Annotated in this window: 18 protein-coding genes and 1 pseudogene; 13 read left to right on the top strand and 6 right to left on the bottom strand. The window is 43.7% G+C overall.

Annotation, left to right across the window (positions count from 1 at the left end):
• Positions 1 to 49: 49 nt before the first annotated feature.
• Entirely contained in the window at positions 50 to 943 is an 894-nt protein-coding gene (locus FAI40_03480) for a DMT family transporter (protein ID QCE34475.1), read from the bottom strand.
• Positions 944 to 1,232: 289 nt separating this feature from the next.
• On the opposite strand from FAI40_03480, the gene FAI40_03475 reads away from it, so the two are divergent.
• The 5 genes and pseudogenes from FAI40_03475 (at position 1,233) to FAI40_03455 (ending at position 8,544) form a co-directional block, all read left to right on the top strand.
• Positions 1,233 to 2,147, top strand: coding sequence for a homocysteine S-methyltransferase family protein (locus FAI40_03475; protein QCE34474.1), 915 nt, complete (start codon positions 1,233 to 1,235; stop codon positions 2,145 to 2,147).
• A 120-nt stretch (positions 2,148 to 2,267) separates the two neighbouring features.
• Positions 2,268 to 3,809: pseudogene (locus FAI40_03470) on the top strand (amino acid permease).
• A gap of 476 nt (positions 3,810 to 4,285) precedes the next feature.
• Positions 4,286 to 5,398 (top strand): hypothetical protein, encoded by a 1,113-nt coding sequence (locus FAI40_03465; GenBank protein QCE34473.1) that lies wholly within the window; start codon positions 4,286 to 4,288, stop codon positions 5,396 to 5,398.
• A gap of 36 nt (positions 5,399 to 5,434) precedes the next feature.
• A complete protein-coding gene (locus tag FAI40_03460; GenBank protein QCE34472.1) occupies positions 5,435 to 7,387 on the top strand; it encodes a hypothetical protein in 1,953 nt (650 codons plus the stop codon).
• On the top strand, positions 7,384 to 8,544 hold the full coding sequence (locus FAI40_03455; protein QCE34471.1) for a hypothetical protein: 1,161 nt from the start codon (positions 7,384 to 7,386) through the stop codon (positions 8,542 to 8,544). Before FAI40_03460 ends, FAI40_03455 begins: the two co-directional genes overlap by 4 nt.
• A gap of 238 nt (positions 8,545 to 8,782) precedes the next feature.
• On the opposite strand, the gene FAI40_03450 is transcribed toward FAI40_03455, so the two are convergent.
• Complete coding sequence (locus tag FAI40_03450; protein ID QCE34470.1) at positions 8,783 to 9,931, bottom strand: hypothetical protein; 1,149 nt, start codon at positions 9,929 to 9,931, stop codon at positions 8,783 to 8,785.
• A 271-nt stretch (positions 9,932 to 10,202) separates the two neighbouring features.
• On the opposite strand from FAI40_03450, the gene FAI40_03445 reads away from it, so the two are divergent.
• The 5 genes from FAI40_03445 to FAI40_03425 all read left to right on the top strand — a co-directional run bounded on the left by FAI40_03445 (position 10,203) and on the right by FAI40_03425 (position 13,230).
• The gene (locus tag FAI40_03445) at positions 10,203 to 10,946 is read left to right on the top strand and encodes a hypothetical protein (GenBank protein QCE34469.1); all 744 of its coding nucleotides are present in this window, start codon (positions 10,203 to 10,205) and stop codon (positions 10,944 to 10,946) included.
• A 23-nt stretch (positions 10,947 to 10,969) separates the two neighbouring features.
• Positions 10,970 to 11,785 carry a hypothetical protein gene (locus tag FAI40_03440; GenBank protein QCE34468.1) on the top strand — a complete coding sequence of 272 codons (816 nt, stop codon included), beginning with the start codon at positions 10,970 to 10,972 and terminating at the stop codon, positions 11,783 to 11,785.
• Positions 11,772 to 12,221 carry a hypothetical protein gene (locus tag FAI40_03435; GenBank protein ID QCE34467.1) on the top strand — a complete coding sequence of 150 codons (450 nt, stop codon included), beginning with the start codon at positions 11,772 to 11,774 and terminating at the stop codon, positions 12,219 to 12,221. The genes FAI40_03440 and FAI40_03435 overlap by 14 nt, the downstream gene beginning before the upstream one ends.
• Positions 12,222 to 12,353: 132 nt before the next feature.
• The gene (locus tag FAI40_03430) at positions 12,354 to 12,779 is read left to right on the top strand and encodes a hypothetical protein (protein QCE34466.1); all 426 of its coding nucleotides are present in this window, start codon (positions 12,354 to 12,356) and stop codon (positions 12,777 to 12,779) included.
• Positions 12,780 to 12,954: 175 nt separating this feature from the next.
• Complete coding sequence (locus FAI40_03425) at positions 12,955 to 13,230, top strand: hypothetical protein (protein QCE34465.1); 276 nt, start codon at positions 12,955 to 12,957, stop codon at positions 13,228 to 13,230.
• Between the two features lie 249 nt (positions 13,231 to 13,479).
• Here the strand turns inward: FAI40_03425 and gloA are convergent, their stop codons facing one another.
• The 3 genes from gloA to FAI40_03410 all read right to left on the bottom strand — a co-directional run bounded on the left by gloA (position 13,480) and on the right by FAI40_03410 (position 16,025).
• Positions 13,480 to 13,896, bottom strand: coding sequence for a lactoylglutathione lyase (gloA, locus tag FAI40_03420; GenBank protein QCE34464.1), 417 nt, complete (start codon positions 13,894 to 13,896; stop codon positions 13,480 to 13,482).
• Positions 13,897 to 13,920: 24 nt separating this feature from the next.
• Entirely contained in the window at positions 13,921 to 14,109 is a 189-nt protein-coding gene (locus FAI40_03415) for a hypothetical protein (protein ID QCE34463.1), read from the bottom strand.
• A gap of 86 nt (positions 14,110 to 14,195) precedes the next feature.
• Positions 14,196 to 16,025, bottom strand: coding sequence for a hypothetical protein (locus tag FAI40_03410; protein ID QCE34462.1), 1,830 nt, complete (start codon positions 16,023 to 16,025; stop codon positions 14,196 to 14,198).
• A gap of 265 nt (positions 16,026 to 16,290) precedes the next feature.
• Between FAI40_03410 and FAI40_03405 the strand changes: the two genes are divergently transcribed.
• The 3 genes from FAI40_03405 (at position 16,291) to FAI40_03395 (ending at position 18,667) form a co-directional block, all read left to right on the top strand.
• Positions 16,291 to 16,776: a hypothetical protein gene (locus FAI40_03405; protein ID QCE34461.1), complete on the top strand. Its 486-nt coding sequence runs from the start codon at positions 16,291 to 16,293 to the stop codon at positions 16,774 to 16,776.
• A 9-nt stretch (positions 16,777 to 16,785) separates the two neighbouring features.
• A complete protein-coding gene (locus FAI40_03400) occupies positions 16,786 to 18,069 on the top strand; it encodes a hypothetical protein (GenBank protein QCE34460.1) in 1,284 nt (427 codons plus the stop codon).
• A gap of 220 nt (positions 18,070 to 18,289) precedes the next feature.
• Positions 18,290 to 18,667 (top strand): hypothetical protein, encoded by a 378-nt coding sequence (locus FAI40_03395; GenBank protein QCE34459.1) that lies wholly within the window; start codon positions 18,290 to 18,292, stop codon positions 18,665 to 18,667.
• Positions 18,668 to 18,771: 104 nt separating this feature from the next.
• Here the strand turns inward: FAI40_03395 and FAI40_03390 are convergent, their stop codons facing one another.
• Complete coding sequence (locus FAI40_03390) at positions 18,772 to 21,831, bottom strand: HAD-IIIC family phosphatase (GenBank protein QCE34458.1); 3,060 nt, start codon at positions 21,829 to 21,831, stop codon at positions 18,772 to 18,774.
• Between the last annotated feature and the right edge of the window lie 14 nt (positions 21,832 to 21,845).

The raw sequence follows: 21,845 nt of genomic DNA, 5'->3' as shown, positions 1-21,845 counted from the left end.
GGCCGAACATAATCGAAATGTTTTTAAGAAAAAACATTTTTATTTTATTTTAGGCCTTTTTTCGGATTTTTGTTACTGCCATGCCACTTAAAGCGATTGCGCCGCCTAAGAGGACAGGGAGTGTCGGAAGATCTCCCTCAAGGAAAATAGAAAGAATGATGGTGATAGGCGGAATGGCGTAAAGGATAATGCCTGCTTTTGCACCCCCAATTTCGCCACAAAAAGCGGCCCAGCACCCATAGCCAATCAGGGTAGGGCAAATGACTAAAAGTCCAAGGCTCACACGGGTTGTGAGGTCGCTATGGGAAAGCTCCATAAGCCCTGTCGGCAGAAAAGGAAGCGAGCAAAGCCCTGCTATGACTGTCATATAGCCAAGCGTCTTCATAGCGCCATAGCGCTGAACAATGGGGCGCTGTAAAACAGTGTAGCTGCCTGAAAAGCAGGAGGCGAGCAGGACGATTAAAGGGCTATACGGGTCTTCAGCGGAAATTGCGCCATGTGAAAAGCAGACAATGGCCACCCCCGCCAAGGCAATGAAAGAGCCGATCCAGCCAAAAGCTGAGAGTTTCTCATTTAAAAAGAGTGCTCCGATAAACGCAGCGATAATCGGGCAGGCTGAAACAATGAGGCTGGCAGCGGAGGCGGAAACATTTTTTTCTCCATAATTGAGAAGAAAAGAATAGAGGGCTGTTCCGAGCAAGGCGCAGACAAGAATACGGGGTAAATCTTTTTTCTCTGGTAAATATCTGCGATGAAAGCAAAAGGGCAGGAAAAACAGCGCTGAAAAGCCGTAGCGCAAGGCAGTTAAGGCAGAGGCGTCAACACCGCCACGCTCCACCATCTGGATAAAGGGGAAGGCACTGGCAAAAGAGACGATGGTAATGAGAGCTTGAAGCGAGAGCTTAAATTTGGAAACAGGCAAAACAGTCGGCGTATCAGTCACAAAACAGACTTCTATAAATTCTGAAAATGGGAGCGCATTCTTCGACGCTTAACAGAAGCCTCAAAAAGACGTAGGGTTTGCAAGATAATTCTTTCTAATCCGAGATGCAAATGACTTCTTCGCAAGCCCTTAAAATTCCCAAAAAAATCCGCCTCACGAAACTTTATGCCGATGGCTATAAAGGGTTGAATTTTTTTGAATGCATTCCTGAAGATCAGAAAAATAGGGGTTTCATTCTCACTTTTGAGAGAGAAATTGATAATTTTCTACAAAAATAACAGGAGATAAAATGGGACATAAAATTAAAATTTTAAGTGGTGGAACAGGGCGTGAGCTTTGTCGTATTGGCGCTCCTTTTCGTCAGCCGGAATGGTCAGCACTCGCCCTTTACGAAGCGCCAGAAAAAGTCAGAGAGGTGCATAAATCTTTTCTTGAGGCTGGCGCTCAGACTTTGACGATAAATAGCTATGCCGTTGTGCCTTTTCACCTTGGCTGGGAGCGCTTTCGAAAGGATGGCTTATTTTTAGCGGACTTAGCTGGAAAGCTTGCACGGAAAGCTGTTGATGAAGCGGGAGGAAAGGTTAAAATTCTAGGATGTCTGCCCCCTCTGGCCTCTTATCAGCCAGAGCATTTTAATGCAAAGCAGGCAGAGGAAATTTATGCCTTGCTGATTGAAGGGCAGGCGCCTTATGCCGATATTTGGATAGGGGAAACATTGAGCAGTTTAAAAGAGGCAGAGGGGGTAGCACGTGCTGTTTCACACGATAAAAAACCGCTTTGGCTTTCTTTCACACTGGCAGATGATGTCGAAACGTTAGGAAAATCTTCTCATAAAAAATCAGTTTTGCGGTCTGGAGAAAGCATTACAGAGGCCGTCAAAAAAGCCATTGCGCTTGGGGCAGAAAATATTCTGTTTAATTGCAGCCATCCTGAAGTTATGTCCCAAGCTTTGAGAGAGGCAAAAGTCTATCTAAGGGGAAGCGCTCTTTCTCTTGGTTTGGGCGTTTGCGCCAATGCCTTTCATGAGGCGAGTGATGAGGGAAATGCGAATGAGGCGCTTAATCAGATACGTTCAGAGATGACACCCGAAAATTACCTTGAATGGGCAAAGGAGTGGACACAGGAGGGGGCAACGCTCCTCGGTGGATGCTGCGGGATTCGTCCAGATCATATTCGTGCCTTAAGTCGATATTTTAGAGATTGAAATGAAATTTTATTCTTTTTTCATGTGCATGATGCTTTACCCGCCTGTCTTTTTACCATTGGAGGCAGTCGGGATTTGGAATGTTTTGGAGGTTATGTTCATTAAAAAAGGATTTTTAAAATGCAGCCTAATCTTAAAAAGCGGCGTAAAGGGATAGAACAGAGTTATCTGGAAACACAGGTGCTGGGCTTAAAGCGGAGGTTAAGTTTAACGCAGCTGATTTTAATGGGGGTAGGCGCCGTTGTCGGAGCCGGAATTTATGTCACGACGGGATCAGCCGCTGCTAATTTTGCAGGGCCTGCGGTTATTATTTCTTTTTTGCTAGCAGGCATTCCATGCCTTTTTGCAGCTTTTTGCTATGGGGAACTTTGCGCCGCCTTTCCTGTTGCTGGGTCAGGATATTCCTATGTTTATCTGATTATGGGAGAGCGTGCGGCGTGATGGACGGCATGGTTTTCACTTTTGCAGTTTGGTATTTCCTGTAATGCGGTGGCGGCTGGTTTTTCAAGTTATGCGAATGCTCTGTTAAAAAGTTTTTGTCTCCCTTTGCCGGATGCTTTGGTACACTCGACGATTGGTCTGGCAGGGGCTTTTGGCACGCAGATAACATTTGCGTGGCGTTTTGACTGTTTGGGATTTTTGTCGGTTGTCATTGTAACATTTTTTCTTTTACGGGGGATTGAGGAAACAGCTCGCATCAATAGCTTGATTGTTGTTTTAAAGGTTGGCCTTTTACTCTTATTTGTTGTGATGGGAGGCTTTTGGGTTCAAAAAGGTAATTTTTTACCATTTTTGCCCTCTTCGCAAGGCGGACTTCATTATGGTGTTTGGGGTGTTTTAGGGGCTGCTTCCCTTTTATTTTTCGCTTATACGGGTTTTGAATCTGTGTCCTCCGCATCAGCGGAGGCAAAAAATCCTGTGAGAGATATGCCGTGGAGTATTGTTGGCTGTTTATTGATTTGTACGCTGCTTTATATCGCTGTTGCTATTGTTTTGGTCGGGATTGTTCCTTATCACAAGCTTGATGTCTCTGATCCATTGGCCTTGGCAACCGCATTGATGCAAAAACCTTGGCTGGGATTCCTGATTATGACAGGAGCGACAATCGGTCTGTTCAGCGGTCTGTTCGGGTATCTTTATGCGCAGTCACGCGTGCTGATGAAAATGTCGCTTGATGGACTTATTCCTGAATTTTTTTCCCGTATTTCTAAAAAATCAAGAGTACCGTGGGGCGGGATATTGATCATCGGTTTTGTCGTTGCGCTGATAACGGCCATTTTTCCTTTTGAAATGACAGGGGATTTTATCTGTGTCGGCATTGCGGCGGAATATATTATGATATGTTTAAATGTGATGATATGCCGTAATACAATGCCAGAATTAAAACGTCCTTTTAAGGTGCCGTTCTTTGCCTTTCATGTGAGAGGGGTTTGGATAGGAATTGTGCCTCTTTTAGGGGTTGTTTGCTGTTCAGTGATGATTATTCCTTTGCTTGCAAATATGATTTCCGCTTTTGCGCACGGGAATCCCATGCCTGTTGTTTTTGCCGTCCTATATGTGCTTTTAGGCGGATCTTTGTATCATTTTTATGGTCGAAAATATTCAAAACTCGGCAGGGCTTTACGGGTAGAAAAGAAGGATATTTACGGAAATGATGCTTGAAGGCATGTTTCAACAACAGCGCCTATTTTAAAAATTTATGCCATCATGTTCCGTTATATAAAGCCATATTCCATGCAATAATTTGATTTCTCTTTTGAGAAGATATTCTTTTAGAGGATTGATTTTAAAGGAAAAGAGGCAATAATGTCGCCATGGGGTGGTTGTTTTGAGGAAGGGTGAGCGTTATGGAAATTTCATGTCCAATGTGCGGTAAAAAATATACGCAGCATGAGCTAGAGCAATATGCTGAAAAAGAAAATGTCACGACGAAATATTGCTGTCCGCATTGTGGCTGGGCATGGGATCCAGCTGGCGAGGAAGATGTCAAAAAGGCTAACCGCAAAGCCTGAAACTGTTTTAAAGAAGGGGGTTTTCTTAAAAAAAAGCCCTCTTTTTTGCCCTATTGCCTCGGACTTTATTCTGACCGATAATATCAAACAGCCTCACAAGATTTTAGAAGTGAAGTAGAGTTCAGAATGAAGATTGAAACAGAAATGACCAATGAGATGGCGGCTTATCAGGCTAACTCCCCAGGATTTTTAAAATCTTGGCTTTGGGTCAATATCCTTTATTTATTTCCGGCCTCGCTGACCGCCCCTTTGTGGGATCTTTTATTTCCAGACCTAGAGCAAAGCCTTCGGGGTTTTCTTCATGACTGGCTCGTCCCGTTTTTTATTGGAAATCTGATTTCGCTTTTGTTTTTGTGCCTTAGACGGGCATGGAAAAAGGCACGCCAGCTGCCGCTGGGCGATTTTGTTCCGCTGACGCCCGCCAAAGCGCTCGTGGCTTATATTTTCCCCTTTGCGCTTTCCATGACCATTGATATTGCCGTTGAGGCTTGGTGGACAGTTCCGCCAGAGGATCGGGGCGATTATGCGATGGGTTCTTGGGAAACATTTTGCTTTACCTATGGGATGGAGCTGCTTGTTTTCTGGGGATTGGCCATTTTATTGACAGTTTTGACGGATAGTATTTCACGGCTTTTCAGGCTGGCACGTCAAACACTTTCAGAGACAAAGGAAAAACGCCAAGCCATTAGGGCAGATCAAAGTTTTGAAAAGCCTTTGATGGGGCGTGTATTTACCCAAGTGTTTGGTGCGCTTCGCTATTGGGTGAAGGCAAATATTTGCTACATCATTCCTGGGGCATTGATTTGGCCTTTATGGGGCTTTTTCATGGGGAATGGTGACTTTATGGCTTGCCTGACATTGTGGGGGATTGGGGTTGTCTTTGGCAATGTTGCGGCCTTGGTCATGATTGCCCTTTTAGGCATTGTCTATCTCTCTTTTCGGGCGCTTGTTCGAGGCTTTGCCTATTCTGTGGTATCAAAAGATGAAGCCACTCCTTTGCAGATGGAAGTGCGTGAATGGTTTGTCCATAATTTCCTCTTTCTGTTTCCTTCTGCCTTATTGATTTTTTTGCAGGGGACGGGGATTTTCTCTTTGCAGTCCACGATTGGCGATTGGGATTGGGGAGCGCCTCTGGGCAGAACCTTCTTTATCAGTCTTGTTTTTTGGGGTGTGTCCCAAGTCGTTTCCTACTTTTCTAAGCGGATTTGGGAAGATTTCTTTGAACCAGAAGTTCGTTGAAACGCATTTCTTAGAAGCGGTTAGCAGAAGGTAGGAATGGCACAGGCTGAGGCAGAAAAATGGCATTTTGCGAGAGATTGGGGGCGGGTGAATGGCCTTTATCTCCTGCCTGCTTCTGGCATTTTGCCTGTTTGGGCGTTTTTTCAGCCTTCTTCGGGGGCTTTTTCTTTTAGTGAAATTTGGATTTCCCTGCTTTTTTACACCAATCTGTTTTGCCTCATGCTTATTGGGGGAAGGCGCTGGCTTTTTCGGAAAAAAGGCAAAACATTGGCCTTTACCGTGCCGCTTTCTTTCAAAGCTGGAAATCTTTTTTATCTTTTGCCCTTTAGCGTTTTAACCAGTTTGGTTCTGGTTGCCACGCAAGGGGAACAGCTTCTCAAAATTCCTCAAAATCCAGGGATTTTAGTGAGTTCGCCTTTCCTGTTTCTCTGCTTCTTTTTTGGCTTTCCGCTTTTATGGGGCTTTGCCGTTTTTTTTTCATGGATGGCTTGCTGGATTTGGCGGATTGGTCGGCATTTTCGATGGAAATTTGAGCAGGAAAAAAAGCGAAATCAACAGAAAAGAGATTTTGAACCGCCTGTTCTCGCAAGCTGGGTTGCGGTTAATCTCTTTTATTTGCTTCCAGCTTCGCTGGCGCTGCCTTTTTTAATTTTCTCCTATTCAGAAGACCCTGACGCTTTTTTTGTGCTTCTCATGGGCTGGTTTTTGCTTTTGCTGCTGGGCAATCTGGTGGGCGGATTATGTGCCTATCTGCGTCAGTTTTTTCTTAGAAAGCAGGGGCTTGAGGGTTTTTGTAAAATTGTTCTTTCCGCAGTGCAGGCGAATGTTCTCTATATTCTGCCGCTGGTTTTGGCAGGAAGTCTTGAGGCTACGCTGACAGGGCCTGGCCGAAAATTGATCAAGATGGATTTGGATACGCTTTTTTGGGAAAGTCCGTGGTATCTCTGTTTCTTTCTTTTCGATATGCTCGGCTTTTGGCTGTTAGCAAGCTTCTTTTCATGGTGTGCCCGGGCGTTAGCGACTGTTTTTTGGCAACCTGATCCCCGTCCTTCCGCACTGAAAGGCAAAAGAAAGAAAAAACAGCAAGAAATGCCAGATTTTCTGATTCATCTGCCGAAAAGCCTGACAGGAAATCTCTTAGAAGAAATTGAAGAAGAACCCTCCCAAACGCTTTTGGAAGAGGTGCAGTTAAAGCAGGCAAACCGTCCAGCCGCAGGCCCTTTATTTCTGTATCATTATCTTTGGCCTGAACGTTTAAAAGCGTCTTTTTCAATCTTCTTAAAAGAGGTGTTTTTTTATGTTTTTCCTTTGGGATTGGCGTGGGGGATTGGCACTGTTTTCCTGTTAGGTGTTGGGAGTTGGCATGATCTTATAGAGCTTGCTTTATGGGCAGCAGGAATGGGATTTTTACTCGGGCTGATGGTAAAAATCTATTTTTTCCTTTGGCGTACTTTTGAATCGGGATTGAAATTTCTGCTGACAGGAAAGACAACGCTTAAAGCTAAGGGTGTTTTTCGTTCTTTTTTGAATAATGTCGTTTGCTATCTTTTGCCAATTCCGTGTTTGATTGGATTTTTGGCCACGATTGAGGGGGTTTTCTCAGAGAGAGCTATTGCCGTGCGTTCGGCGCTTTTTGGCGCAGGAGCGGTTATTCTTTTGGACATTTTGGCCTCTTTGCTTTTACAGTTGGCCTTTGTGATTATCCGTGCTTTATTTCTTTTTTTCTTTGGCAGTAAAATAGCGCATTTGGCAGAACGCCAGCGTGAACGTAAAGCCGAAAAACAAGCGCTTAAACAGACACATTCCAAATGGCATGTTCAAAAATTCCATTCTGTCAAAAAGTCAAAATCAGCTTTGCCGCCTGTTATAAAAAAGCCTGTTCTTAAAAAGCAGGGGCGTAAACGCCGAAAAATTACAAAAATTTTGACCTATGACGGGCGGATTATTGATTTGAAGTCCCTTCAAAAAACAAGAAGGAAAAGACGATGACCCTTTTGACGAAAGAATCAAAATTCTCGACTTTTTGCGCCCTTGTTGCGAAATATTTCTGGGTTAATTTATTTTATATTTTGCCTGCAAGTTTCGTTTTTTCTATTCCGAATTTTTTTGGTACGATGCACCGCTTTCTGATTGATTGCATTTTGCCGTTCTGTTTTGGAAATCTTTTTTCATTATGCTGGGAATTTCTGCGGAGACGGCGGCGCAAACGTTTGACAGGCGAGTTAAATTTTTGTGTGTCAAAATCAGGTTTTGCGAACAATCTTTATTATATTTTTCCTGTTTGCCTGATGAATGCCTCAATTGCTTTGTTTGAAATTTGCCTCTTGAGTGGTGAAGAATGGCGGGAAGGGCATTTTGGCGAAAATATCCTTTATTTATTTTGGCTGTTCTTTTTATTTTTAGGGGTGAATTGTGGCTTAGGGAGCTTTTGCTCTTGGCTGGTGCGTTGTGGCGCAAGTGATGTTTGGCGTCTCATCAAACACCGAAAAAGACAGCCTTGTCACGAGAGTTCTTTACGAGAGGGAGAAACCATGTTTGGCGGTTTCCCATTGGTTTCTTTCCGCCAAAGACTTTTTAAAATTTCGCATCCTAAGAAATTTTTTGGCAGGCTCTATTGGCATTTTCTGCTTTTGAATGTGATGCTGTTTCTGCCTGCTGCGATTGGGATGGGATTGTGTTGGCTGGAGGAAGCGCCAGATTTAGTTTGGTCACGCTATTTCGTGCCAATCGTGCTGATTTTATTGCTCTATATCAATTTTTTAGCGGTTATCGGCGGTTTTTTCTGGTTTTTGGTACGCTCTGTATGGGAGGAGAATGCGCCTAATGCTTTCCGTAAGACACTCTCTCAAGGCTGGAGCGCCTTTCTTTACGCTTTGCTCAGAGCAAATCTCATTGGGGTTTTGCCCTTTCTGTGCCTTGCAAAACTTGGCCAGCATTTACCAGAGAGTCTGGCATTTTTAGATCCCTTTCGGCAGAGTATCCGCATCTTGCCCCCTAAACTCTGGCTTGATTTCTTAGGGGCAAATTTTGTCCTGATTCCTGTGATTTTTGGAGAGATTGCGTGCCATTTTTTAAAAAAACGCTTTTGCAAGGAGGCGGCGGCGGAAGGGCAGATTAAACAAATTTTGTGGGAGCAAAAAGAGTAGAAGCGGCTGTCCTAAAAAGGGGGAGAAGAACAGCCACGGCAAGCTTTGCTTCATTTTGATTTTAGAAGCAAGCCTTCTTTTTTTTAAAGACGCCAAAAAAAGGAATATATTTTTTTTGTGTAGAAAGATACACATTTAGCAGAGCAAAAATAGAAGGGTAAAAACGCCTTCCGTTAAGATTTTCGTGACGTTGGTTTTTCTTTTTCCAAAGGCAAAGAAAGACGCACATTGGCTTTTTTTACTCTTCTTCAGAAATATTTTTGGCTTTAACCGTTTCTGCCTTGCGCACGACAGGAATCATAGGATCGTTAATTTGAGGCTGGGCTTTATCTTTTGCAGGATTGGACTCCGAAGGGGGCGCAGCAGGCGCAGGCGGAGCTTTGGCCTCTTCTGAGGCTGAATGCGGATTCATAGGCTGTGCCTCCTGCAATCCTTTTGCTTTGAGTTTCTCTTGGCGTTTTGCCTCTTTTTGGGCATTTTTTTGTGTCAGCTTGGCTTCAAGAACGGCCTGCTTTTGGTTTTGACGTTCCTGTTTCGCCTTTGCTTTTTGCTCTTTTGCCGCCTGTTTTTGTTCATAGGCTTGGCGCTTGGCTTCTGGCCATGCTGCCATTTTCTGCTCACGCTTTAGTTTTTCTTTGGCCTTATCTTCTTCTGTGACTTGCGCCCAAGCGGTTTTTTCCAGTTCCAGCACAGAATAGCTTGAACTTTCTTTGGCGTCAGGGGTCGCAAGGGACGGCAAGAGGTCTTGATCTTGCGGCATTTCCGCAAGAGCTCTTTGATCGGCCAGTTTAAGGTTGCTTTGGATCCGCATCATTTGCTCAAGCGCTTTGGTGAATTTTTCACTTACGCCATTTTCCAGAACGATTTTTGCCGCCTGATTACGTTTTAGGCTGAAATTCGGGGAAGATGTTTGATGGCTTTTCGCCAGAAGGAGGCGGTTGAGATTATCGGCAATCGCATTTTCAGCCAAGCTTTCAGAGGCCAGTGCCCTCTGGGCATTCACGGCTGACTGGTTGCGTTCCGCCTCTAATTTTAGCTGTTTTAAACGGCGCAGATAGCGGACTTTTCTGCCGTTGAAATCTGGCGCGATACGGGAATTATGCCATTTGAGACCGCAGGCGCTGTAATCGACAACCCAAATTGGAATCATGGAGGGGATTGAGATAATGCCTGTGATGGGATCACAGCCCTCATCTCGGAAAAGGGCATTGTCAAAGCTTTCTAAGCCGCAATCGGTTGGCCCCTCGTTGGGAACAACAGCACAGGCTGAAAGGGTTGCAAGGCAGGTCGCAGCAAGTGAAAATTGTTTAAGTGAAAAACAATTTAGGTTTTTGAGAGATTTTAAGCGGGAAATAAAATTCTTTTTATAATCTGCGGCCTTACGCATTTTCTTAGAAGTCCTGCCAAAGAGGGAGTTTTAAAGGGAATGATGAGGAGGTATGAAGGAACGAATGACTATGACACCATTCGAGTTGAGACTCAAGCAGTCGGCTGGCTTAGAAAGGGATCATTTGGCGCTTTGCTAAAATAGGGATATAATTTTATCCCATATTGGAATTTTCTTTTTAAGGTCTATGTTACAGGGAGGGAGGCAATCGTGTCCTTAGAGGTACACGAGGGATGCTTGCCCCTTTAACAGCTGTATGATGGTGAAAAATTTGTCAGAAAAACAAGGTATTCCTGAGGAAAACGTTCAAGAGATACCTGCGAAAGAAGCCCCTTTTTTAAAACGTTTTTATCAGCATGCGAAAGCAGAAATTAGAGCTGATTTTAAGCGCTCTAATATTGTTGGTGTCCCTTATTTTATTACTAGAGGCGTTGAGGTTAATTATTTTTTTATTGTGCCTTCAGTCAGCACGTTGGCTTTTTTGATGCTGATTTTTGTGCCCCTTCATCGCTATCCTGTCGAGCTGATTTCTAAAACCTCGCTCATTTTGGTCCTTTTGTCGAACGTGTTTTCGTTGATAGCGGTTGCGATCTGGCGTTGGGCTATTGACCGTCATTATAAGGAAATTATTGAGGCGCGCCGGAAAGCTGCAACAGGAAAAGCTGCTCAAAAAAGTTTTTTAAACAACGCTGCACGTTTCGCCTCTCCGTTTTTAACGCCAGATAATGCGCATCCCGCCCGTCATCTTTTGGGCTTGTGGGCACGTGATAATGTCGTTTATATCCTGCCTTCGGTTGCGGTGGTGGCCTTATTCCCTGCGGATGTGGTGATGCTTGATCCTGTGATGGAAGTTGGAATTTCAAGTATTTTCACCTATCTTATTCTTTTTTGGGTCATGGGGAATTTATTATCTTTTCTTGCTTTTGGCTTGTTTTTTGCAGCTCGATGGGGCGCTAAAATGATTTTGAGAGTGACGCATTTCCTTACGGGGGCAAACTATCTAGAGCGCCATTAAATTGTCTAATTGTCAGGACGAAAATGAAAAAATCAGAGGAACATAAAGCGCTCGGAAATGACGGAGCGTCATCGGAGAAGGGGTTGACACATTTTTTAGAAGGCACACCAGAAACCCTGCCTGAAAAAAAATCTTTTGCCGTAAAAACGCAAAACCGTTTTCAAAAAATGTCGGCTTATTTTCATTCTCCTGATTTTTTTGTTTGGATACGGAATTGGCTTCAGGCCAACCTGTTTTATCTCCTGCCAGCCTCTTTTTCAGGGCCGCTTTTGACGTACCTCATGTTGCCGCCTACCCGTCCAGACCGTTTGCAATTGCTTGAATATGGCACATTGCAAACGCTTTTTCATGCTAATCTTATTTCGCTCGCTCTCTATTTGCTTTGGTATGGGTTTGAGCGTTTTCTGGGGACAGAAAAAATTGAAGTTAAAGCGCACCCTTTCCGCCGTCTTTTTTGGAGCTGGGTTGGGGCAAGTTTCCTTTATGTTTTGCCTATTCTTCTTTATTCAACCTTGCGGAATTTCTGGTATTTCCTTGATGGGTTGCAGCGTGCAGAGGTCGTGACCAGTTTTGTGGCTGTTTTTTGGAGTGTCGCAACGGTTCTTTCTCTTCTCATTATGGGGATTACCCTCTTGGTTCAGTGGGTTTTTCGGAATTTGGCACGTCGCCCCGAAGCGGAGGAAGAGACTGAATTTGAAATCAGCGCTTTTGAAAAAGGTTTAGAAAATAAGGCTGAAGCGCAAAAGCAGATTCTTCAGGACGCTACGCAAGAGCGTGCGGAAAAACAAATAGTGCAAGAGACGTATGTGGCAGGGAATGAACCACATGACAAAGTCTAAAGCACCTGCGGATACTTCAAAACGTAAAAAAGAAGGGCGTTCTGAGAAAGCGACGCCACGCACAAGAAAGCCCCGCAAGCCCAAGGCATCTGTTGCAAAAGAAGGTTTGGAGGTAAAGAAAGAAAATATCCTTTCTCATTTACGGCCATCTGCCTCTTTGCCTGTGGAAAAAAAAGTAAAGGAAGTGGCCAAAAAGGAGGATTCTTTTGCGGAATTAGGCAGTTTTGAAGGCTATTGCCTGCGCCATTGGGGAAAAGTAAATCTGTATTTCCTTGTCCCTGCGAGCATGGGAGCGCCTCTTTTGGGGCTTTGGTTAAGGCCTGATGGCATGACACCGAATTTTGCGGTTTTAATCTTTTTAGCCGTTTTAGTGTTGGCAAATCTGATTTCTTTTATGCTGATTTTATTGGTTTGGGCGTTAAAAGGCGCAAAATAAGCTTTTGACTTGATGCGTGCGACTTCTTCTTGAGAGGGCATAGAGGCGGGGAAGTTCTTTCCCCCGTCGCAAAAATAAGCAAAAAAGCTTATACTTCTTCTATCAAAAATCATTTTTTAGACTGTTAAGAAGATGTCCTTTCGTCCTATTCCAAAACTTAAAATTTTTTATTCAAACAATCCTTATCAAATTTGGCTTGCGGATCTTAGAGCTGAAATTCGACGGCAAGTTGAGGCAGGTGCGCCTGCTTCGTCTTTTTTGCCGGTTGATCAGATGGTTAAGCGCCAAATTTTAGCCTCTTATGATGCGGAGGAATGTTCGTTTTGCCGTCCTGCATTATTTTCCGATATTGATTTGGATGATTTTACAGGGCTGGATTTTTTAAGAACACGTTTGAAATGGCTTCAGAAGGAAGCTCTTCGGGCGCAGGGGCATGTCCGCTCAACAAGCCCTCTGAGAGAGGCTTTTGAAGCTTTGGAATTATGGGCGCAAGAATGCCAGGAAGAAGTCCTAGAGGCAGCAGAAATTGCATTGCGTGCGGAGATAGAAGATTTTTAAGCCCTTGTTGCAAAAAGGTTTCAAACCTTGTTTGATTCTCTAAAAAGAAACTTTCTGCCTGTTTTTTCGATCTAAAGAGACTATTTATGAAGAATTGGGCATTTAAAAATTAGATTACCTTTATTGACCAAAAATTAAATTGAAATGAATTATGAGTGTGTTAGAGGCCAGTTTTATGCCAAAAGGAGTAGAGGCGCTTAGAAAAAAACGGCGTGGGCTTGTCTGGGAAAGTTTTTCCCGGGAAGAGATTCATAGCCGTTTAGGAAATGCGCTTTTAAAATTTTTTGATAAGATACATTTTTTACACAAAATCGCTCTGGATAAAGTGATTTGGACCTTGGTTTTCTGTTTGATCTGTCTTGGTTTAGGCGGAGCAGTTCTTTTTTTCTTTGTTGGCGGCCATATGCCAGAGGTATCTTTGTTTACGATGCGTGTGGATACGGTTGGATAGAGAGGCGTTCTTCTAAGAAGTGACGGGCAGCGGGGTGAATAGATGCATCACGAACTTGAAATTTATTTTGAACTCTCTCTGCTCTTGATTTTCGTGGCATGTTTTGTCTCGACGCTTAAAGAATTCCACCCAATGTCTGCTTTTTATTCGCTTTGTTTATTCTTAGGGGTGCTTTGGTGGCCTTTGCACGCTTTCACCCACTAAAGAGGATTTTTTAAGCAGCAAAGGCCTTTTGAAGACGGCAGAGGCTTAGGCTTTTTCAATCAACTCTATTTTATAACCGTCAGGGTCTTCGACAAAAGCGATTATTGTTGTTCCGAATTTTACAGGGCCTGGCTCTCTGGTGACTTTCCCGCCAAACTGCGCACCATGTTGTTTAACCTGATTGGCAGCGGCTGCAATGTTTGGCACTTTAATGGCAAAATGGCCAAAGCCGTCTCCAATAATATACGGTTCTTTGCGATCCCAGTTGAAGGTGAGTTCAATTTCAACATGGGTAGGATCGTCTTTTAAACACAGAAAAGCGAGCGTATAGCGACCTTCCTTCACCTCTGTGCGGCGGACTTCTTCAAAGCCCAGCAATTTATAAAAAGCGATAGATCGGTCGAGATCAAGGACTCGAACCATTGTGTGCAGATAGCGTAGAGAACTTGTAGCGGAAACCATAAGCAACTCCTTTATAAGGTGAAGTTATTTGATGAAAATAGGATAAGCTAAAATCAGGCTGAGAAGAATCAGACTGCCAAAAAAGATCCAGTTAAAATACCCCCAGTCACCATGCCAAAAATGTTGCCAAAGCGTATGTTTGTGCGGCGGTGGGGTCGTACGGGGTGGCCTTTTCTGATCAGAAACGAGTTCTGTTTTTTTTCTCAAAGGCATTGTGTTCCTTCCTAACATCTGGAGCGCCAAACAGCGGTGATATTAGACCTGATATTTTTTTCTGACGAGACAAAAAAGAGATAAAATCATTTTTTCTTTTTCGGTTCAGAAAGTTTTTTCTGGACGATGGGTTCACTATATGTTGGCGGACGGCCATCAAAGGGAAGTTTGTTTTTGGCATGCGCTTTTTGTGTTGTTGTCAGCGCTCCGCCTGTTTCTGCCTTCGTCTGCACTGTTGTTTGTGCATCAAGGAAGGTTTGTGCGGATTCAAGCTCATTCACCAGATTTTTAGAGGCTTTGCGGACTTTCTTGTCTTTTGACTGCGAGGCCTGACTCTTCATAAAGCTTTCAGCTTGTGAAAGCGTTATTGCAGCATTTTCAGAACGCTCATTTTGTGTCGCCTGCGAGCCTTTGAGCGCTTCAACGGCCTCAACAGTAGACTGTTTTTTTAGTGTTGTTCTGGCGGTGTCAATTTGGTGCGAGCTGAGTCTGGCTGGCACATTTTTCTTTTTAGAACTTCCTTTTTTGGCATGAGCTTTGCTATTTGCATTGAGATAGGATTGCGCCTGCCCCATTTCATTATCGACATTGGCTGCCTGTTTGCGGAGCGTGTTTGATTTGATTTCATCTTGGCTAAAGGGCAGCGGTGTCTCTTTTTTAGAGGCTTTATAGGCGGCAATTTGCGCTTTTTTATCGGCCGCTTTTTTTGCTTTAATGCTGGCTTTCTGGGCGTTGGCTTTTTTACGGGCACGTTCTTTGCGGGCCTGTTGCGCCTGTTTCGCTGCGGCAATCTGCTCAAGTCGCTTGGCCTCTCGTTCATCGGCCAGTCTTTTAGCTTCAGCACTTTCCCCGATTTCAATTTGACGTTCACGTTCCTGCTCTTCTAGGCGCTCTTTTTCCTGAAGGGCATTGGCACGTTTCTGATCAATTTCTGCCTGTTCTTCTTCTGTTGGCGGTGGCGGTGCGCCAGGGGCTTTAGGTTGTTCGCTAAATTCATTTGGTGTGTTTGGATCGTTTGGATCGTCACTTTCTTCTGCGCCAGCTTGCTTGTTCTCAGAAGATTGCGGCCATGGGTCTTCCTCGGCTTTTGGCGAGAAAGGATCTTTATACGGGTCTTGATTTTGTTTGACCTTGGCTATTTCCTGACGATCGCCCTCGGTATCGGGGGCTTCTGCATCTTGATTGTCCTCAAGGCCGTTTTTCTCGTCTTCGGCCGCAGAACGTAAATCTGCAAAATGATTTTTAAAGGCGCATTCTCTGAAATTATTGATGGCCTCTTTTGCGCCTTCAAGGGGAAGGGATTCTGGATCTTTAGAAGCAAAGCGCAAGGTTGCGCTTTCCCCTTGTTCAAAAGCGGCTAAGAGGGGTAAGAGGCGCTCAATCGTAATGGCAGCGCCCATGCGCTCTTTATTTTGGGCGAGCATAAAAAACGTGTCTTGGAAGTCTGCAGTAAGGCGTCCACGGAAAGGCGGAGAGGTTACTTTGCCTTCTTCATCGTCTTTATTGGCGCTGATCTGCTCTTGTGTGAAATGATTATGGACTTGGATCGTAACCGCACCACCGCTTGTGTCTGGTAAGTTCCAATTTGCATTTTCACTGGTAATTTCAAGTCCTTCTTTAGAAGCCCAAAGGCCGATTTGACCATAATTTCCAGAAAGGCGGCACAGAACCGGTGTCTTTTCATCTTCTTCATCTAAGCGCAGGCTCGAAACCCAACTGAGAGAGACGTGATTTTCGTCTTCAGAAACATTGGCCATTGATTGGGAAAAAGCAGGTTTAGAAGGTAAAGCAAGAAAGCTGAAAAAGAGAGGGGCAGCTAAAACAGAAAAGGCAGATAAGCGCAAACGGCGAAAGGCCATTCGTTTAAAAAAAGAAGAATGTTTCCTTGAGGGGGAGAGGAAGTCTCCATCATTCATAAGATAAACTCGTTTTCTGCACAGCCGTGTTTATAAAGAAAAAGCGTAAAGAGCGGATTGCCAAAATAATATTTCTCTGTTTAGCCTTAAATGGGTCGGGGAAGATAGCAAAAAGATAAGGTTTTGGATGAAAGAAAAATTCTTTTTTCATTTAAAGCTAATCAGATTTATTTTTATAGATTTTCATCTTTTTTACAACAAAACGCTCTGATTAGGGATATAATCCTGAGTAAGAAGGAAAAACTGAAGGAAAGAGAACGTTAAGATGCCTCAAACAGCGTCAGAAATGGAAAAGGTTCTTTGTCACGCTCCGCCTGTTCGTCTTACGCAAGAATGCGTTTTCAGCGGTAAGATTGCCGTGCCGCTTTCGAGAATTGAATCGGTTAATGTCCGCCGGCGGACAGCGCTGAATTTTGGATGGGGGGCTTTTTGGGCATTTTGTTTTTTTCTTTATGGTTTCATTGAAAATGGGTCTGCTATTTCGCAGATGGAAAATCCTTGGAATTTTTCCTTTATTCTTCTAAGCCATCCTTTGGCGTGGACTTTCATGATCGTCGGATTGATTGCGTTTTTTCCGGCTCTTTGGTTTACTATTTTTCCGCCCTTTGGGTTGTATCTTGAAGTTGCAGAGGCTGGCATTGAGAAAGAAATTTTAATAAAAACGGCTTTAAAGTCGGAAGAGCTTGAAAAAATTGAAGCTTCAATTGAACAAGCCATGGCCTGGGCGGAAGCCCCAATAAAAACAGTCTGAAAGTTTTTTATGCGTGCGTCTTATTTACTTTCCTCCTTGATTGGGGGCGTGTCTCTGTTTTCTGTTCTTGCCCCTTCAGAGCTGTTGGCGATGGATGAGGCAGAGGAATCGATGCTGATTGATTCTGCTAAAAATGATAAAGAGGGAGAGCAGGATGCTTATCAGCAACGCTTTAACCAAGCAGAAGAGGCACGGGTTGCTGAGATAGAAAAACAGCGTAAGGCGCAAAAGGCGCAGGAAAAAAAGAGGGGTTCCTCCAAGCAGTCTCCGGATGTGGAGGCTTATCTTGCCTCGCATCAGGGGGCAAAGACCGCTTTGACACCGCCACCGCCTGTGGAGGGGCTGAGAGGGCCTGAAGCCCCGATGCCCATCCTTTCTGCCGAAGATGCTGAAAAAGCCAGCCAGTTACAACTCAAGGCGCAGCTCATGGCACAGCAGGCAAAACGTCGTGCGGAGAAAGCAAATGCGCAGAATTCTGCGAAAAAGGGGAATGATAACAGTACAGGCTTTCTATTAGGATTAGAGCCGCATCAGAATTTTTCCTCTGCTGCTTCTTATGCCCCCAAAAGCACAGACGAAAATCTTACTCCCGCTCCTGGAAAATGGGAAAGCCATTTACCAGGCTTAACAGTGGATGAATTGCTCGGCGAGACACAGGGAAGTTTAATTGATGCGCTTGAGCTTTGTCCGCCTTCTGCTAAGGCAGACAGACGTTTTGATGTTTGTTTGAAAGGCCATCCTGCGCCAGCATGGTGGCAGGCTGATTTAACCCGTTCTGCCCCGAAACTCCTTGTAGAGAAATGGAAGGCGCTGAAGACGATTAAAGCGCCGAAAGAGGAAGACCCTTTAATTGTCTATGCCGATTGGCTGGCAAATATGATTCCAGATGAGTTTAAGCGCCGAAACCATCCTGAATTTATTGCGGATCTGCGTAAGCCTGATCCTGCTGCAAAGGCTGTGAAAGAGGAGGCGAAAGAAATGCCGCCGCAAGTCGCAGGGCCAGCGCCTTTGAACTTAGCAGAGGCAAAAGCGGCTTTTGAAGGCGGTTTGCAAAAACCGCAAGCTATTCCTTCCCTAAATGAGGAAAAACAGCAGGCGCATCAAAAAATGGAAAATCTCGCACAAGAAAAGACAGAATCTTATGTCGGTGATGATGGGGAGCAATATCTTTATCCGATGGCAGATGCGCATGGAAACCATAAGCCCGTTAAAGAATTGGGACAGCCTAAGAAGGGGGCTGCTTTACCAGCACCTTCTGTCGGAGGTGTCGAGGCCTATCGGGATGAGGAATAATTTTTGAAAGAGTGCGCTAAATAAGCGCCACTTTTGTAGGAATCCTCTTTCGTTATTTTGCAAAAGCTTGACTTCTCTTTTTTTTAGAAGCACCGTTAATTTCTAAGATAGTGACAGCTTAGACTATTCTCTGGTCTTTTTGGATTTGGGGAGCTGTTTGGGCCTGTTCTCTACTTAGTGCAAAAGCGTCCAAACAGAATTAGAATAAGGTCAAAAAATTATGGCTGACTCTCCTATCACAATGCCAATCAAACTTATGCCAGATGGCAGCACTGGGATTCATACAGGCGACCAGCCTATTGGGATTGAAATCACCCATGTTCGTGAATTGGTTGATCAGGTTGTTAATCAGGTCACAAAGCAATTAGATCAGGAAATTTCAACACGGGTTGCGAATGTCTCTCCAGATGTGCATCATTTGGCGGCACAGCTTCATACAGATTGCCTGATTCTAACTGTGGCAGGAATTTTCCTTTTCCTTCTTTTGGTTGTGATTGCTGTTGCGCTCATCGTTTGCGCAGCTTCCTTACATAAAATCGCAAAGCAAGGTGAGGGCGAATATCAAATTGATGCAGAAGAAATTTCTGAAAAAGTCTAAGCAAAACGTTTTAAATTAAAAAAAGAAGCCTTCCTGAAACATATCAGGAAGGCTTCTTTTTGAATGCGTCTAACCTTTTTAGGCTTTTCTAAGGCAAGAATGTTTTAAGAAAAGATCCAAGAGAGCAGTTTCCCATTCGCTTGCCGCAGAATATCTCCTTTGGCTTCTTTATGAAGTTGCGAAAAGGCGAGAATAAAGTCCCCGTAAGAAAGGTCATTGTCTTTTAGAAAAGACACAAAACTTGCTTCGTCCGTCACGTTTTCAGGATCGGAAAGGAAAAAGAGTTCGTTACTCTCGACTGTTTTTAACGTAAATAACTCCCACGGATTAAGTGCATCTCGATTGACTTCGATGAGGCCACCTGGAAGAGAGGTCATATAGACCTTTGAAAGCGGAGATTGGAAAGCGGTTTGATTGCCTTCTTTGATGAGATTGAACGAGATGCTTTCGGAGATTCTTTCATCTTCTAAAAAATGGATTTTTTTCAGAGAAAAGAGTTCTTTGAAACATGCAAAGAAATAGGCTTTTTGAGGATTTTGAGCGTAAGTGACGCAGAGAATTGTCTCATTTTGAGGGGAGACATTCTGTGAGGCAATGACATTTTCTTCTTTGAGAGTGAAAAAACGCTGGTCATGGCTGATAGGCTGATAGAGGGTTGCCCGTTCTGTCTCAGGCTTTTCCTCTACCAGTGTGACTTGATGCGTTTCTTGAAGGAATTTTTTACAGCATTCTTTTTGAATGAAATGCACAATCTCTTCAGATTGAATCTGGCGTTTTTTTGAAAATAGCAGTCCCGTTCTATTTTGATAGGCAGTGTGCCACTTGTCCTCCCCCACAGAAGCAGAGAAGGGGAAAGGTGCAACACAGACTTCGTTTAAAAGAGGCGGATGCGAGAGGCCATTTTCAAAAGAAATTTCCTGCCCCAGCGTATTGGCATATTTTTCTTCTTTTAAATGGAAAGGATTCAAAGAATCCTGCATTTCGAGGAAATCTTTTGGCCGAATAAAAAAGCTCCTAGCCTCTTCTGCCGTTTTAGCATGGCGTTTGCTGACAACAAGACCATTAAAGGCAGAAAAGTCTTTGAGAAAAGCGTTTATATTTGGCGCTTTTTCAAGAGAGATGGCTTCGTTGATGTCTAGAAAAGAAAGCCAATCGTAATGATCGGCTGCCGTTTTGGCGACTTCTCCATAAGCATAGCGTTTTTGAAGATTTTCAGGCGAAAGCGTTGAATCAGCATGACGGCATTCCACAGGATAGAATTTTGAAAAACTTTCGCAGATCTCATAAGTGCCATCGGTTGAGTCATCATAAATGATAATTTTGTTAAACCCGATAGATAAATGCCAAGCAATCCATGCCGCAATTTTTGAGGCCTCATTTTTGACAAAAAGGACGGCGGCTGATTTTAGGGTCTCTTCTTTGAGGGCTTCATAATGCGCATTATAGGTTTCTCTAACGAAGAAACCGCATCGTTGATACACAATGCGTGTAAAATGGTCATAGTCTGTGATCTCATTTTGATTGAGGACAAAGCGCCCGAAATCAATGCAGGTGACGTTAGAATATTTACGGGCGACTTCAATTTGGCACATCGAGAGCAGGCGTGCTCTGTCCAGAAATCCCCATTCAGGATGATGGTCTGGCACCTCTAAAGCAGGAAGCAGAAAGAGGACTTTGTTACTTGGATCTATGGTTTCGAGAATATGTTCAAGATTTTCTTTGAATTTTGTCCCTGTAATATCTCCTTGAGGTTCAAGATTGGCTTTTGCAAATCTGAACGTTTCGATGGTTTCCTCATGACCGATATTTTGAAGATAAGCCTCTTCAAAAATATCTTGGAAATCGCTATGCCCTGTTTGTATGTAAGCGTACGGGGTAAAAGCATCCATGCCACTGAGCTTGTAGGTTTTAAAAGAAATATCGGCCCAAAAAGCAAAAACAATCAGGGCGTTTTCGACATTTTTAAAAGAGAGCGCAAAATCTTCTGCTTTATAGCCTGTTTTTAGCAGAGTTTCCTGCGCTTTGGTATTTTGTTCTGCGGCAATTCTGACGATATGGGAATGGTCTCTTCGGACAATAAAATTATCTCGAACCGTATTGATAAACATGTCAAAAGAGGGGGTGACATTATTGACATAATGCTGGATTGAATCGATGCTACAGCCACCAATCATCATTAGGGCAGGCTTTGAAGACATCTCTTTTGTTTCTTTAGAAATGTTTTCTAGGCTATTTGGATCATACCAATGAATCCAATCAATTTCAGCATCATCAGTGAGAGGGTTGTTGGCAACTTCGCCTTTAATTTCAAGCTCTGGAGATCCGAATTTGCGGTAGAGCCAAGTCTCAACATGCATGCTCAGAATACGGCAGGAAAAGCAAAAATGATTTAGTCTATTTTTTTCCGCCGAGTTTTGGATTTGCTGAAAAAAGCCGACAAAACCATAATCACCATAATTATCCCGAACACGAACAAGTCCTGTATGTTCAAAAAGCCCACCATGAATAAGTTCTTTGGCTTGCTGGCGGGCAATCTCTATTTCGTCGGAAAAACGCTTTTTGGTAAAATTAAGCTGGTTGGTTCGGTTGATAATTTCAATGATGCGGTCAAGATTTTCTTCAAGATGATAATCAATTTCGACCGTGATGCCGCTTTTCCTCAGAAAATCGATATTATTGCCTTCAAGAGAAGAAAAGTCAGAATCTTTCTTTTCCATGATTTTGTAGTTGGCGAGACGTTTTAGTTCTGGATCTGGTTTTCCCTTAAAAAATTCAGAGGTAAGAATTTGAGGAATATAGGTTTCGTTCCGAACTTGAATTGGGGGAAGAGCATCCTTAACTTCGGCTAAATTCATAGCGTTGTCGTCTAAAAATAAGATGCTTTCAGGCCTTAATTGGACTTTTTTGACAATATCGGCAACGCGCTGGCCTTTAGGACTCCAGTTGATAGAGGGGAAAATAAATTGATCCCAAAGATCAAGTTCTATCAGGCGTTTTTTTGTCACTTCGAGATCATTCTTCGAACAAATCGAATTCATGATGCCACGCTGGTTGAGTTCACGGACAATCTCGCCATGATGGTTTGAAATTTCTCCTTCGGAGAGGGTTCCTTGCCAAAAGGTTTCGTCAAGGTCCCAAATCACAAGGCGAATAGCTTCATTCATGGCAAAATTCCTCA

The sequence above is a fragment of the Acetobacteraceae bacterium genome, from assembly GCA_004843345.1.
Taxonomy (GTDB): domain Bacteria; phylum Pseudomonadota; class Alphaproteobacteria; order Acetobacterales; family Acetobacteraceae.
The sequence above is the reverse complement of the archived record's forward strand: the minus strand, read 5'-3'. Positions and strand labels throughout refer to the sequence as shown.

Excerpts from the sequence above, each read along its gene's own strand:
- FAI40_03395 (QCE34459.1), top strand. The coding sequence starts at position 18,290 with ATGGCTGACTCTCCTATCACAATGCCAATCAAACTTATGCCAGATGGC.
- FAI40_03425 (QCE34465.1), top strand. The coding sequence starts at position 12,955 with ATGCCAAAAGGAGTAGAGGCGCTTAGAAAAAAACGGCGTGGGCTTGTC.
- FAI40_03460 (QCE34472.1), top strand. The coding sequence starts at position 5,435 with ATGGCACAGGCTGAGGCAGAAAAATGGCATTTTGCGAGAGATTGGGGG.
- FAI40_03430 (QCE34466.1), top strand. The coding sequence starts at position 12,354 with ATGTCCTTTCGTCCTATTCCAAAACTTAAAATTTTTTATTCAAACAAT.
- FAI40_03435 (QCE34467.1), top strand. The coding sequence starts at position 11,772 with ATGACAAAGTCTAAAGCACCTGCGGATACTTCAAAACGTAAAAAAGAA.
- FAI40_03415 (QCE34463.1), bottom strand. The coding sequence starts at position 14,109 with ATGCCTTTGAGAAAAAAAACAGAACTCGTTTCTGATCAGAAAAGGCCA.
- FAI40_03465 (QCE34473.1), top strand. The coding sequence starts at position 4,286 with ATGAAGATTGAAACAGAAATGACCAATGAGATGGCGGCTTATCAGGCT.
- FAI40_03400 (QCE34460.1), top strand. The coding sequence starts at position 16,786 with ATGCGTGCGTCTTATTTACTTTCCTCCTTGATTGGGGGCGTGTCTCTG.
- FAI40_03410 (QCE34462.1), bottom strand. The coding sequence starts at position 16,025 with ATGAATGATGGAGACTTCCTCTCCCCCTCAAGGAAACATTCTTCTTTT.
- FAI40_03390 (QCE34458.1), bottom strand. The coding sequence starts at position 21,831 with ATGAATGAAGCTATTCGCCTTGTGATTTGGGACCTTGACGAAACCTTT.
- FAI40_03455 (QCE34471.1), top strand. The coding sequence starts at position 7,384 with ATGACCCTTTTGACGAAAGAATCAAAATTCTCGACTTTTTGCGCCCTT.
- gloA (QCE34464.1), bottom strand. The coding sequence starts at position 13,896 with ATGGTTTCCGCTACAAGTTCTCTACGCTATCTGCACACAATGGTTCGA.
- FAI40_03450 (QCE34470.1), bottom strand. The coding sequence starts at position 9,931 with ATGCGTAAGGCCGCAGATTATAAAAAGAATTTTATTTCCCGCTTAAAA.
- FAI40_03405 (QCE34461.1), top strand. The coding sequence starts at position 16,291 with ATGCCTCAAACAGCGTCAGAAATGGAAAAGGTTCTTTGTCACGCTCCG.
- FAI40_03475 (QCE34474.1), top strand. The coding sequence starts at position 1,233 with ATGGGACATAAAATTAAAATTTTAAGTGGTGGAACAGGGCGTGAGCTT.
- FAI40_03440 (QCE34468.1), top strand. The coding sequence starts at position 10,970 with ATGAAAAAATCAGAGGAACATAAAGCGCTCGGAAATGACGGAGCGTCA.